The sequence below is a fragment of the Cupriavidus sp. HE11 genome (genome assembly GCF_056097175.1).
Map to the genome: position 1 here is coordinate 935,141 of NZ_CP184464.1, position 13,544 is coordinate 948,684.

11 protein-coding genes are annotated in these 13,544 nt (G+C 65.1%); 7 read left to right on the top strand and 4 right to left on the bottom strand.

Annotated features, from left to right (window positions below; all coding sequences use genetic code 11):
* Positions 1–202 precede the first annotated feature (202 nt).
* The 3 genes from ACOABP_RS04380 to ACOABP_RS04390 all read left to right on the top strand — a co-directional run bounded on the left by ACOABP_RS04380 (position 203) and on the right by ACOABP_RS04390 (position 3,354).
* On the top strand, positions 203–1,309 hold the full coding sequence (locus ACOABP_RS04380; RefSeq protein ID WP_474227122.1) for an aromatic ring-hydroxylating oxygenase subunit alpha: 1,107 nt from the start codon (positions 203–205) through the stop codon (positions 1,307–1,309).
* 196 nt (positions 1,310–1,505) lie between these two features.
* Positions 1,506–2,426 (top strand): DMT family transporter, encoded by a 921-nt coding sequence (locus tag ACOABP_RS04385; protein WP_474227123.1) that lies wholly within the window; start codon positions 1,506–1,508, stop codon positions 2,424–2,426.
* Positions 2,427–2,490: 64 nt separating this feature from the next.
* Positions 2,491–3,354, top strand: coding sequence for a sulfurtransferase (locus ACOABP_RS04390; protein WP_474227124.1), 864 nt, complete (start codon positions 2,491–2,493; stop codon positions 3,352–3,354).
* 21 nt (positions 3,355–3,375) lie between these two features.
* Here ACOABP_RS04390 and ACOABP_RS04395 read toward each other — a convergent pair whose 3' ends face one another.
* The 4 genes from ACOABP_RS04395 to polA all read right to left on the bottom strand — a co-directional run bounded on the left by ACOABP_RS04395 (position 3,376) and on the right by polA (position 9,982).
* Positions 3,376–4,188, bottom strand: coding sequence for a ZIP family metal transporter (locus ACOABP_RS04395; RefSeq protein WP_474227771.1), 813 nt, complete (start codon positions 4,186–4,188; stop codon positions 3,376–3,378).
* Between the two features lie 218 nt (positions 4,189–4,406).
* Positions 4,407–5,282 carry a dienelactone hydrolase family protein gene (locus ACOABP_RS04400; RefSeq protein ID WP_474227125.1) on the bottom strand — a complete coding sequence of 292 codons (876 nt, stop codon included), beginning with the start codon at positions 5,280–5,282 and terminating at the stop codon, positions 4,407–4,409.
* A 168-nt stretch (positions 5,283–5,450) separates the two neighbouring features.
* Positions 5,451–6,860: an NAD(P)/FAD-dependent oxidoreductase gene (locus ACOABP_RS04405; protein WP_474227126.1), complete on the bottom strand. Its 1,410-nt coding sequence runs from the start codon at positions 6,858–6,860 to the stop codon at positions 5,451–5,453.
* A gap of 314 nt (positions 6,861–7,174) precedes the next feature.
* The gene (gene polA / locus ACOABP_RS04410; RefSeq protein ID WP_474227127.1) at positions 7,175–9,982 is read right to left on the bottom strand and encodes a DNA polymerase I; all 2,808 of its coding nucleotides are present in this window, start codon (positions 9,980–9,982) and stop codon (positions 7,175–7,177) included.
* A 4-nt stretch (positions 9,983–9,986) separates the two neighbouring features.
* Here polA and ACOABP_RS04415 point away from each other — a divergent pair, with 4 nt between their 5' ends.
* The 4 genes from ACOABP_RS04415 to ACOABP_RS04430 all read left to right on the top strand — a co-directional run bounded on the left by ACOABP_RS04415 (position 9,987) and on the right by ACOABP_RS04430 (position 13,527).
* Positions 9,987–10,934 (top strand): LOG family protein, encoded by a 948-nt coding sequence (locus tag ACOABP_RS04415; protein ID WP_175459820.1) that lies wholly within the window; start codon positions 9,987–9,989, stop codon positions 10,932–10,934.
* 192 nt (positions 10,935–11,126) lie between these two features.
* Positions 11,127–11,540 (top strand): DUF2782 domain-containing protein, encoded by a 414-nt coding sequence (locus tag ACOABP_RS04420; protein ID WP_066731583.1) that lies wholly within the window; start codon positions 11,127–11,129, stop codon positions 11,538–11,540.
* A gap of 196 nt (positions 11,541–11,736) precedes the next feature.
* Entirely contained in the window at positions 11,737–12,720 is a 984-nt protein-coding gene (locus ACOABP_RS04425; protein WP_474227128.1) for a homoserine kinase, read from the top strand.
* 6 nt (positions 12,721–12,726) lie between these two features.
* The gene (locus ACOABP_RS04430) at positions 12,727–13,527 is read left to right on the top strand and encodes a BPSS1780 family membrane protein (RefSeq protein ID WP_474227129.1); all 801 of its coding nucleotides are present in this window, start codon (positions 12,727–12,729) and stop codon (positions 13,525–13,527) included.
* The last annotated feature ends 17 nt before the right edge of the window (positions 13,528–13,544 follow it).

Consider the following 13,544-nt stretch of genomic DNA (forward strand, 5'->3'; position numbering starts at 1 on the left):
ATTTTTGGGCTCGGGTACAATCCCCGGCTCGTCAGCGAGTTCCGACCGTTGCGTCCAGGACGCACTTTTCCGCCCGACAAACTGGTCGGCCCGGAAGGGAACCGGCGCGGATCCCGATCGTCTGACACGGTTTCCCAAATCGATTCATTTTTCGATGGTTGGGTTGTTCACTGCTTTCGCCTGTTCATAGGGAGTGGGGATAATGTCCAATCTCAGCACCGCGCTCAAGCTTGCGCCGGCTGATTCGCAGTTGCCCGTCGACGTCTACTTTGACGAGGCGCTGCATCAACAAGAACTCGAACTGCTGTTCAAGAAGGGCCCGGGCTACGTCGGCCATGCGCTGATGGTGCCGGAATCCGGCGATTTCCAGACGCTGGCCGCCGAAGACGAAGGCCGCGTGCTGGTGCGCAACCCGGAAGGCATCGAACTGCTGTCCAACGTCTGCCGCCACCGTCAGGCCATCATGATGAACGGCCGCGGCAACGCCAGGAACATTGTCTGCCCGCTGCACCGCTGGACCTACGACCTGCAGGGCGAACTGATGGGTGCGCCGCATTTCGCGGAACAGCCATGCGTGCGCCTGAACCGCTCGCCGCTGCAGAACTGGAACGGCATGCTGTTCGAAGGCGAGCGCGACGTGCGCGCCGACCTGGCCCGCATGGGTGTGGCCGACGACCTGAATTTCGACGGCTACATGCTCGACCACGTGGAAGTGCACGAGTGCGACTACAACTGGAAGACCTTCATCGAGGTCTATCTGGAGGATTACCACGTCGTGCCGTTCCACCCGGGCCTGGGCAGCTTCGTGTCGTGCGACGACCTGAAGTGGGAGTTCGGCGAGCAGTACAGCGTGCAGACCGTGGGCCTGCACAAGGGCCTGGAGCGCCCGGGCAGCCAGACATACCAGAAGTGGCATGACGAGGTGTTGCGCTTCAACAACGGCAAGCTGCCCAAGCATGGCGCGATCTGGCTGACCTACTACCCCAATATCATGGTGGAGTGGTACCCGAACGTGCTGTGCATCTCGACGCTGCACCCGATGGGGCCGCGCAAGACCCGCAATGTCGTGGAGTTCTACTACCCCGAGGAAATCGTGCTGTTCGAGCGCGAGTTCGTCGAGGCCGAGCGCGCCGCCTATATGGAAACGTGCATCGAGGACGACGAGATCGCCGAACGCATGGACGCCGGCCGCCTGGCCCTGATGAAGCGCGGCATCAGCGAGACCGGCCCGTACCAGTCGCCAATGGAAGACGGCATGCAGCACTTCCACGAGTGGTACCGGCGCGCGATGGATTACAGCAAGCGCTGATCGTTCGCAAGCAGGGGCGGTGATCGCCCGCAAAACTGTGGACAACACGAAACGGACCGTGAAAACGGTCCGTTTTGCATTGGAGCGGCGGTCTGCGCACTGATAGAATCGCTGACCTAATCGTTGCCTTATCAACGATTTTCCCTGTTGCGCCCCGCTCTCGCCCTTCGTTCACCTTCTTTCGCCCGGTTTCGCCATGCAATCGCTCTGGATGTTGTTTGCCGCCTTCGCATTTTCGTTGATGGGGGTGGGAGTCAAGCTGGCATCCGAGCTCTACACCACGGGCGAGATCGTCTTCTACCGCAGCCTGATCGGCGTGACGATCATGTGGATCGTGCTCTCGTCGCAGGGCACGTCGGTGCGCACGCCGCACATGGTCACGCACATCAAGCGCAGCATCTTCGGCGTGACCGCCCTGCTGCTCTGGTTCACATCGATCACGCTGCTGCCGCTGGCCACGGCCATGACGCTGAACTACATGTCGCCGGTCTGGATCGCGCTGATCTTGGGCGCGGGCGCGGTACTGGCCGGCACGCGCGGGGGCACCGACAAGAAGCTGATTGGCGCCATCCTGCTGTCTTTCGCGGGGGTGATCTGCCTGCTGCAGCCCTCCGTGGGCAAGGACCAGCTCGCCGGCGGCATGATCGGCCTGGTGTCCGGCGTGTTCACGGCACTGGCCTATGTGGAAGTGCGCCAGTTGGGCCAGCTTGGCGAGCCCGAAGGGCGCATCGTGTTCTATTTCTCGGCCGTGGGCCTGGTTTGCGGCCTGGTCTGGATGCTGTTCACCGGCGTCAGCCACCACACCTGGCACGGCGCCGGGCTGCTGCTGGCCATCGGCATCCTGGCCACGCTGGGCCAGACATCGATGACGCGCGCCTACAAGCGCGGCAATACGCTGCTGACGGCCAACCTGCAGTACGCGGGCATCGTGTTCTCGAGCCTGTGGGGCACTCTGGTCTGGGACGACAAGCTGAACTGGATCTCTTGGCTGGGCATGGCACTGATCATCGCCAGCGGCATCGCCACCACGCTCACGCGCGCCCGCGACACCGACAAGCACCCCACGCCGGCCACGCCCGTCAAGTCGCCCGAGGCCGAGGTGCATCCCGAGGTGTAACGCCCGCGCATGCAGCGGTGTAGCATTGGCATCGACTTCCCACTCAACGCGAGACAGGTTCTTCATGCCATCACCGCTGATTTCCGCCATCGAACTGGACCAGCTGCGCGCCGCGGGCAAGCGGCACGTTGTCGTCATCGATTGCTCGTTCGACCTGACCAACCCCGTTGCCGGCCGCGAGATGTACCAGCAGGACCATGTGCCGGGCGCGTTCTACCTGCATCTGGACAATGAGCTGTCCGGCCCGAAGACCGGCTTCAATGGCCGTCATCCGCTGCCCGATGCCGAACTGTTCGTGGCGCGGCTGCGCGCGCTCGGTGTCGACGACGACACGCTGATCGTCGCCTACGACGCGCAGGGCAGCATGTATGCCGCGCGGCTCTGGTGGCTGGCGCGCTGGGTGGGCCACGGGGCCGTGGCCGTGCTCGACGGCGGCAAGGCAGCCTGGCTCGCAGCCGGCCTGCCACTGGAACCGGGCGCCACGCCCGACCCGGAAGCCGCCGGCAACCTGACGCGCAGCGCTTCGCTGGTGCGTACCGTCGATGCCTCGACGCTGGTGGAGAACCTGGACCAGCCGGCGCTGCTGGTAGTCGATGCACGGGCGGCCGACCGCTTCCGCGGCGAAAACGAAACGCTCGACCCGGTGGGCGGCCACATTCCCGGCGCCGCCAATCGCTTCTTCAAGGACAACCTGGCCGCGGATGGCCGCTTCAAGCCGGCCGATCAGCTGCGTGCGGAATTCGGCCAGGTCTTCGGCGGCAAGGCGGCCACCGAAACGGTCATGCAGTGCGGCTCGGGCGTGACCGCCTGCCACAACCTGCTGGCGATGGAAGCGGCCGGGCTGACCGATGCGGCGCTGTACCCGGGATCATGGAGCGAATGGTGCGCCGATCCGAAGCGCCCGGTGGCTACCGGCAGCGGAACGTAAGAAAAATACGAAAAAACGGCGTCAGTTAGACGCCGCTTCCGTGTTCGCCTTCGAGTGGCGGTGCGCGTGCTGCTCGTGCACGCCGTTGGTGATAAAGACGATTGCCGCGATACCGGCCGCCACCAGCACCACCTGCACCACCGATTCCTTAAGTCGCGGCTTGCGCTGCATCTGCGGCATCAGGTCGCTCACGGCGATATAGACGAAGCTGCTCGACGCAATCACCAGCACGTATGGAATCCAGCCCGTAAGCTGGTCCAGCAGGAAGTAGCCCACGATACCGCCCAGGATGGCGGCCAGGCTCGACAGCAGGTTGAACGCGAACGCGCGCGACTTCGAGAAGCCCGCGTTCAGCAGCACGATGAAATCGCCCACTTCCTGCGGAATTTCGTGCGCGGCAATCGCCAGTGCGGTAACCAGGCCGATATGCGGGTCGGCCAGGAACGCGGCGGCAATCACAATGCCATCGGCGAAATTGTGGAACGTGTCGCCCACCAGGATGGTCAGGCCACTGCGGCCGGCTTCCTCGCGGTCATGACCGTGATGGTGATGATGCCCGTCGCCCTCGTGATGATGGGAATGGCGCAACAGCGAGATTTTTTCGAGCAGGAAGAAGCCCAGCAACCCGGCCAGCAAGGTGCCGAACAAGGCACGCGGATCGGCACCCGATTCGAAAGCCTCGGGCAGCGAATGAAGCAAGGCGGTAGCCAGCAGCACCCCCACCGAGAAGCTCACCATGCGCTCCACCACGCGCGAGGCCACCGTCAGCGACAGCAGCGCCGCGCCGAAGATGCTGCCGACGCCCGAAATGGTCGCCGCCAGCAGAATGTACAGAAGCGTGGAATGGATGATGAACTCCCGGACCGGCCCCTGCCCGACAACCGGGCAGTCGTCGCCGACTGACTACGCTCGCGCACTAACGCAACATGGTTGCAAAAACGCGAAAGTCCGCATTGTACGTATGTCGGCGCGTACTTTGCAATCACCCGCGCGAACGTAGGGGCTAATCCAGAAGCAATCCAGGGCTGGTCAGGGGCCAGGGCTGGTGCCGGTCAGGCAACGTGATGCTGCTTGAACCAGGCCAGGCAGCGCTGCCAGCCGTCCTTGGCCGCCGCTTCTACATAGCTGGACCGGTAATCTGCGTGAAACGCGTGCCCGGCCTCTGGATAGACCACGAAGGTCGATGCCTTGGCGTTCGGGTTCGACGATTCGGCCAGCGCGGCCTTCATCTGGGACACATGTTCCTGCGTGATGCCGGTGTCCTTGCCGCCGTAGAGGCCCAGCACCGGGGCGTGCAGTTCGCCTGCGATATCGACCGGATTCTTCGGCTTCAGTGCGTTCGGCTGGCCCACAAGCTGGCCGTACCAGGCCACTCCCGCCTTGACGCGCTTGCTGTGCGCCGTGTACAGCCACGTGATGCGCCCGCCCCAGCAGAAGCCGGTGATCGCCAGGCGGTTCACGTCGCCGCCATTCGCGGCGGCCCACGTCACGCAGGCGTCGAGGTCGCCCATGACCTGCGCGTCGGGCACCTTCTGGATGATGTTGGCCTGCAGTTCCTGGATCGTGCCATAGCTGCTGGGGTCGCCCTGGCGTGCAAACAGTTCGGGGGCGATCGCCAGATAGCCCAGCTTGGCGAAACGGCGACAGATATCGGCGATGTGCTCGTGGACGCCAAAAATCTCGCTGATCACCAGCACCACAGGCAGGTTCTTCTTGCCTTCGGGCTGGGCGCGATAGACCGGCATGTTGAAGCCGTTCGACGGCACGGTGACTTCGCCGGCGGTCAGGCCGTTGAAATCGGTCTTGATGGTCTGGGCCGTCACTGGCAGCACGGCTGCCGCGAAGGCCGAGCCCAGCGCGGTCTTGACGAAACTGCGGCGGTCGAACGACTGACCGGGAACAAGGCTTTCGACTTCGGGCTTCAGCATGGGGGTCTCCGTGGCATCGATGGCGCCGCGCGTGGCGAGATGTGACGCAAGCGCGGCGCCGTCGATTCTAAGCAAACATGGCCGCCAGCGCACGCCCAGGCATGCGCCGCCGGCCATCGGCCCTGATCCGCCCCCCCTATCGTCCCGGCCCGGTCTCGTCCGTCCCGGTCAGTGCAGCTTCACGCGCGGGCTGGTCTTGCTGCGCAGCCAGTGCGTCACCGTGTCGAGCCCCATGCCGATCGCGCCATGCAGCGCCAGCACGTGCATGCGGTACAGCGACGTGTACATGAAGCGCGCCATCAGCCCTTCGATGAACATCGATCCGCCGATCAGGCCGCCCATCAGGCTGCCCACGGCGCTGAAGTGCCCCAGCGACACCAGCGAGCCAAAGTCCTTGAAACCGAACTTCGGCAACGGCTTGCCATCGAGCCGGGCACGCAGCGCGTCGTACAGGAACGTGGCCTGCTGGTGCGCGGCCTGCGCGCGCGGTGGCACGGTGGTCTGCTTCTCGGCCCACGGCGCAGCGGCGCAGTCGCCGAATGCGAAGACGTCGGGATCGGTCTCGGTCTGCAGCGTGGGGCCCACCACGAGCTGCCCCATCTTGCTGACCGGCAGGCCCAGCGTGCGCAACACGCCCGGCGCCGTGATACCGGCCGCCCACACGGTCAGGTCCGCATCGATGCGCTTGCCGCTGGCTGTCAGCACCGCGTCGCCCGTCACTTCGGTCACCCGCTCCGACGTAAAGACGTCGACGTCGAGCTTGCGCAGCAACTTGGTGGTCTCGGCGGACACGCGTTCGGACAGCGTCGGCAGGATACGCGGGCCGGCCTCGATCACATGGATCCGCACATCGCGGCGTGGGTCCAGCTGGTGCAGTCCATACGCATTGAGCACGTGCGCGGTATTGCGCAGCTCGGCGGACAGTTCCACGCCCGTGGCGCCGGCACCGATGATCGCCACGTCCACCTGCGGCCGGCCATCCGCGCCGATGCGCCCCTTGCCGTTCTGGGCGCGCACGCAGGCCGCGATCAGCCTGCGGCGGAAGCGTTCGGCCTGATCCACGGTATCGAGCGCGATGGCGTGCTCGGCGGCACCCGGCACGTTGAAGAAATGCGTGATGCAGCCGATCGCAAGCACCAGCGTGTCGTATGGCAGTTCGCGCGCGGGCAGCAGTTCTGTACCGTCCTGATCCATGCAGGCCGCCACGTTGACCACCTTGCGTGCGCGATCGATGCCAGTCAGTTCGCCCTGCTGGAAGTCGAAGTGGTGCCAGCGCGCCTGTGCGGCGTACTCAAGCTGGTGGGTGTTCGGATCCATGCTGCCGGCAGCCACTTCGTGCAGCAGCGGCTTCCAGATGTGCGTGGGCATACGGTCGACCAGCGTCACCTGTGCGCGTCGCGACTTGCCCAGCTTGTCGCCGAGCCGCGTGACGAGTTCAAGCCCGCCGGCCCCGCCGCCAACCACGATGATCCGGTGGGGGAGGTTCGAAGGACGCGGTGCCACGCTGACTTGCGTGCCACCTGCGGTAGTGTCGATAGGAGTGGGGGCGCTTTCCTCTCTGCCTTGTGCGTTGCTCATGGTCTACCCGATGTTTTCAATTTGAAAACAGGTGCAGGCCCCTGCGGCGTCTTTCTGTTGTGGTCTCGCACCGCGAGGCCGATGTTCTGTGTACTGCGGGTACTGCAGGAAACGGCTGGTTTGATGTCAGTGTGCTGCAGAGCAGCACGGCTGGCAAGCCTTCCAGGGTCGATTCAGACAGTACTTCTTTGCATACATCGGCATCGCGCGGGAGACAGCGGCAACGCTGCAATCTGTGCCCCGCCGGGGCACGCCGCACTGTGATGGCGGCACCCCCGGGAAGTGATCCCGGGGTGCGCCCGCCAGTGCGACCGCTAGTGCGCTTCTTCCCAGTTCGCGCCGCTGCCCACTTCGGCCACCAGCGGCACGTTCAGCGTCGCCACCGAGCACATCAGCTCGGGCAGCTTCGTCTTCACCAGGTCGAACTCGGCCTGCGGCACTTCGAGCACCAGTTCATCGTGCACCTGCATGATCTGGCGCGACCCGAGCTTGTCCGTCTCCAGCCAGTCCTGCACGGCAATCATCGACAGCTTGATCAGGTCGGCGGCCGTGCCCTGCATCGGCGCGTTGATGGCGGCACGCTCGGCGGCCTGGCGGCGCGGGCCGTTGCCGCCACGGATATCGGGCAGCCAGAGACGGCGGCCGAACACGGTTTCCACGTAGCCCTGCTCGCGCGCCTTCTGGCGCGTTTCCTCCATATAGTTGGCCACGCCCGGATAGCGCATGAAGTAGCGGTCGATATAGTGCTTGGCCGCCTCGCGCTCGATGCCCAGGTTGCTGGCCAGGCCAAACGCGCTCATGCCGTAGATCAGGCCGAAGTTGATGACCTTGGCGTAGCGGCGCTGCTCGCTGGTGACGGCATCGCGCTCCACGGCGAAGATCTCGCTGGCCGTGGCGCGGTGGATGTCCTCGCCATTGGCAAATGCGCGCAGCAGGTTATCGTCGCCCGAGATATGCGCCATGATGCGCAACTCGATCTGCGAGTAGTCGGCCGACACGATCACATTGCCCGGCCCGGCGATAAAGGCTTCGCGGATACGGCGGCCTTCCTCGGTGCGCACCGGGATGTTCTGCAGGTTCGGATCGGTCGACGCCAGCCGGCCCGTCACCGCCGTCGCCTGGCCATAGCTGGTGTGCACACGGCCGGTCTTCGGGTTGACCATCTTCGGCAGCTTGTCGGTATAGGTCGACTTGAGCTTCGACAAGCCCCGGTAGTCCAGCAGCAGCTTCGGCAGCGGGTAGTCCTCGGCCAGCTTCTGCAGCACCTCTTCGTCGGTCGACGGCGCGCCGCTGGCGGTCTTCTTCACCACCGGCAACTGCATCTGCGTGAACAGGATCTCGCCGATCTGCTTTGGCGACCCCAGGTTGAACGGCTGGCCGGCGGCCTCGTGCGCGGCCTGCTCGGCTTCAAGCATGCGCTGGCCCAGCGAGGCGCTCTGCGCGGCCAGCTTGCCGGCATCGATCAGCACGCCGTTGCGCTCGATCTTCTGCAGCACAACCGACACCGGGATCTCGATGCCTTCGTAGACGTACTTCAGGCCCTCGGCGCGCTCCAGTTCCGGCAGCATCTTCCGATGCAGGCGCAGCGTGACATCGGCATCCTCGGCCGCGTATTCCGTGGCGCGCTGCAGGTCGATCTGGTCGAAGCCGATCTGACTGGCGCCCTTGCCGCACACCTCTTCATAGGTAATCGTCTTCAGGCTCAGCAGGCGTTCGGCCAGGCTGTCCATGCCATGGTTGCGGTACGACGCCAGCACGTAGCTTTCCAGCATCGTGTCGTGCGCGATGCCGCGCAACGTGACGCCGTGGTTCATGAACACGTGCGCGTCGTACTTCAGGTGCTGGCCCAGCTTCAGGCGCGACGGGTCTTCCAGCCACGCGCGCAGCTTGTCCAGCACGTAGTCGCGCGACAGCTGGCCGTGGTTCTCCGCGCCGGCCACGTCCGGGCCGCGATGCGCCACGGGGATATAGGCAGCCTCGCCCGGCTCCACCGATACCGAGATGCCCACCAGTTCGGCCAGCATCGGATCGAGCGACGTGGTTTCCGTATCGATCGCCACCAGCGGCGCGTCGACAAGCTTCTGCAGCCACGCATCGAGCGCGACTTCGGTCGTCACCGTCTCGTAGCGGATCTCGGCAGGCGGCAGGTCTTCGGCCGACTGGTCCTCGGCGGCGCCCGGTGCGGCATCGAACAGACCGCCCTGCGCCGGTTGTGGCGTGGCACGGGCCGCGGCTGCGCGCGCGTTCGGCAGCGACTCGCCGGTGGCCTCGCGCAGCCAGGTCTTGAAGCCGTAGCGCTGGAAGAACGCCACCAGCTTGTCCTTGTCCTCGCCCAGGCCATGCAGCGCGTGGAAGTCGGCCACGGCGTTGCTGAGGTCGCAGTCGGTCTTGACGGTGACCAGTTCCCGCGCACGGGGCAGCCAGTCCAGCGTATTGCGCAGGTTCTCGCCCACCACGCCCTTGATGCCGTCGGCGCCGGCCATGATCTGGTCGAGCGTGCCGTATTCGGTCAGCCATTTCACCGCGGTCTTGGGGCCCACCTTCGGCACGCCGGGCACGTTGTCCACGGCATCGCCGATCAGCGACAGGTAGTCGACGATACGCTCGGGCGGCACACCAAACTTGTTCACCACCCCCGGCGGGTCCAGAACTTCGCCGCTCATCGTGTTGACCAGCGTGACGCTGTCGTTGACCAGCTGCGCCAGGTCCTTGTCGCCCGTGGATACCACTGTACGCACGCCCTGCTGCGTGGCCTGGCATGCCAGCGTGCCGATCACGTCGTCGGCTTCCACGCCTTCGACGACCACGATCGGCCATCCCAGCGCGCGCACCGCCTCGTGGATCGGCTCGATCTGCCGGGCCAGGTCTTCGGGCATCGACGGACGATGCTCCTTGTATGCGGGGTACATATCATCCCGGAACGTCTTGCCCTTGGCGTCGAATACGCAGGCGATATACTGTGCCGGGTAATCGTTGCGCAGCTTGCGCAACATGTTGATCATGCCGTAGATTGCCCCTGTGGGCAGACCTTCGCCATTCCTCAGGTCCGGCAGCGCGTGATACGCGCGATACAGATAGCTCGATCCATCGACGAGCAAGAGTGTTTTTGGACTATCCGACATTCCCATGGACTCTAAATTGACTGGTGCCCCCATTGGCGGCGCAGACTCAGCGCCCCTCGCCGACACGGATGTTTCCGACATTTCCGGTAACACGGTAAATCCGCCGCCCGGCAAGGCCTCGGCACATGCCGCAGCCATCGCCGCCAAGGCCGATGCCGCGGCTGCCGGCAAGAACCCCGAAGAACAGGAAGCTGCCGCGCGTGCGGCGGCAGCGCGCGCAAATCCGCGCAAGATGATTCCAAGCCTGCGTGCGCTGGCCGACGAAGACCGTGCGACGGCCAAGAAGGCGCGCGCCTCGTGGCAAATGTTCACGATTATGGCAGAGTTCATCGAGGCCACCGAGTACCTCTCGGAGATCCGCCCGGCCGTCTCGATCTATGGCAGCGCGCGCCTGCGCGAAGATTCGCCGTACTACCAGAAGACCATCGAAATCGCCCGGCTTTTCTCGGACGCGGGCTTCGCGGTGATCTCCGGCGGCGGCCCCGGCATCATGGAAGCGGCCAACAAGGGCGCGCACGCGGGCAAGTCCGCCAGCGTGGGCCTGAACATCGAACTGCCGCACGAACAGCAGGGCAATCCGTACCAGGACATTGCCATGCGTTTCCGCCATTTCTTCACGCGCAAGGTCACGTTCGTGAAGAATTCCGACGCGTTCATCGTCATGCCGGGCGGCTTCGGCACGCTCGACGAACTGGCCGAGGTGCTGACGCTGGTGCAGACCGGCAAGTCGCGCTCGGTGCCGGTGGTGATGTATGGCAGCCGGTTCTGGAAGGGCCTGCTGGACTGGTTCCGCTTCACGCTGCTGCCGATGGGCCTGATCGCGGAACACGACCTGGACCTGATGAAGATCGTCGACGAACCGCAGGAAGTGCTCGAAGCCGTGTACGAGTACTACGAGAAGCGTGGCGGCGACAACCCGATCCCGCCCAAGGAAGAAATGTTCTATCTGTAAGGCATTACGCGCCACTTCCACCTGCTGGCCGACGAGGTCCGGCAGGTGGACGCAAGGCCACGAGAGCGGCCCGGAAACGACAGGAATTGCTAGAATGGAAGCCTGTCCACCTGCCACATCCGGCGCCGCCGGCTGCGTGCAGGCCAATTCCGCGTCGCGGGGCCCATCTGCCCGCGCGCACAGGAGCCTCAGATGACTTCCCCTTCGCAACCGGGTGCCAGGCTGGCCGATCTGCATGCCGCCATCGGCCGCCACGGCTATCTGCTCGCGCTCGCTGCCACCGTCCTGGCACTGACTGCCACCCAGGCGGCGCTGGCAGAGGAAACCAGCAATGCGCTGACGCAGCAGGAACTCAACAAGATCAATAACCAGCCGATTGCTCCCGCCGCGAAGAGCCAGCTGAACCAGCCGCGCGAGCCAAGCTTCCAGTTGCGCGAACGCGACGGCACCCAGGTCACCGAGTACCGCGACAAGGGGCGCGCCACCGAAATCCAGGTGCAATCCGGTTTTGGCACGAAGTACGAGATGAGCAAGCCTGAAGACAGCTCGCCCCGGATTCGCGACCACGATGTGAATCGCGTGCCGTCGGTAAACCTGAAGTTCTGAGTCTGGGTTCCGACCAGTTCTGAGGATCGATCCGGCAGACCTGATAGTCTTACGCCTTTCTCACCCACGATCCGCGCCGGCGCCGCTTGCCTGGCGAGGATCGCGCCGGCCCTCCGGCAGCAATGCCGCGGCGGCGGAACGTGGCAACCTTGCGGTTGCGGTCCGCCGTCCCCCCGTTTCGTACCAATTTGACAGTATGGCCGTATTTACCACGGTCTCGCAGGACGAGATCGCCCGCTGGCTGCTTGATTACGACCTTGGCGAAGTGCGCGCGCTGCGCGGCATTGCCTCGGGCATCGAGAACAGCAACTTCTTTCTGACCATGGAGCAGGATGGCATCACGCGCGAGTACGTGCTGACCATCTTCGAGCGGCTGCGCTTCGAACAGCTGCCCTACTACCTGCACCTGATGGATCATCTGGCCCGCCACGGCATCAGCGTGCCGGCCCCGATGCCGGCGCGCGATGGCGAAATCCTGCGCGAGCTGAAGGGCAAGCCTGCCACCATCGTCACGCGCCTGCCCGGCGCGTCGCAACTGGCCCCCGCGGCCGATCACTGTGCCGAAGTCGGCACCATGCTGGCACGCATGCACCTGGCCGGCCAGGACTACCCGCGCCAGCAGCCGAACCTGCGCAGCCTGGGCTGGTGGCAGCAGACCGCGCCGGAGATCACCCCGTTCCTGGACGCCGCCCAGCGCCAGTTGCTGACCGACGAGATCGCGCACCAGACCGCCTTTTTCGGCAGTGCCGACTACGCCGCGCTGCAGGGCGGCCCCTGCCATTGCGACCTGTTCCGCGACAACGTGCTGTTCGATACGGCCGATGGCCGGCATCGGCTGGGCGGCTTCTTCGATTTCTACTTTGCCGGCAACGACAAGTGGCTGTTCGACCTGGCCGTGACCGTCAACGACTGGTGCATCGACCTGGCGACTGGCGTGCTCGACCCCGCCCGCGCCCAGGCCATGCTGCGTGCCTATGACGCAGTCCGCCCGCTGACGACGGTGGAAGCCGCGCACTGGCAGGACATGCTGCGTGCCGGCGCGCTGCGCTTCTGGGTGTCGCGCCTGTGGGATTTCTACCTGCCGCGCGAGGCCGACATGCTCCAGCCGCACGATCCGACCCACTTCGAACGCATCCTGCGCCGCCGCATCGACGACGGTGTGACGCTCCCCTGGATCTGATTCGCCATGCAACTACTGGAAGTTTCCGCCAAGGAAGGCTACGTCTGGCTGCGCCAGGGAATCTGGCTGTTCCGCAAGAACCCGCTGGCGTTCCTGATGCTGCTGTTCATCTACCTGATTGCCGCCCAGCTGGCGATCTTCGTGCCGCTGTTCGGCATCATCGCCCTGCTGGTCGTCACGCCCGGCCTGTATGTGGGCGTGATGACGGCCTGCCGCGAGGTCATCCAGAACAAGCGCGTACTGCCCACCATCCTGCTGGCCGGATTCCGGACCAACGGCAAGCAGGCCACGCGCCATCTGCTGGTGCTCGGTGCCATCTATGCGGTGCTGGTGTTCTCGCTGAGCCTGATCGCCACGGCCGTGGTCGATATCGGCGCGGTGGCGCCCATCGTGCTGCGCGGCGAGGAGCCATCGGCCGATGCCATCCGCCAGCTCTATTTCGCGCTGATGATCGGCGCGGTGCTGTACACGCCGGTGGCGATGATGTTCTGGTTCGCGCCGCTGCTGGCCGCCTGGCACCAGGTGCCGCCCGTCAAGGCGCTGTTCTTCAGCTGGACGGCCTGCTGGCGCAATCGCGGCGCGTTCTTCACGTATGCCGTGATGTTCGCGGTGCTGCTGGTGGCCGTGCCGCTGGTCCTGGAGACGGTCTTCGCCGCGCTGGGTGCGCAGCAGGTACTGTCGTTCCTGGTAACGCCGTACTCGCTACTGATGCTGGCGATCCTGTACTGCTCGTTCTACGCCACCTATCGCGGCTGCTTCAATATCGTGCCGCCCGAGGAGGCGGCGGAAAGCGCCCCGCAGGCCTGATCACGACTGCGCCCCGC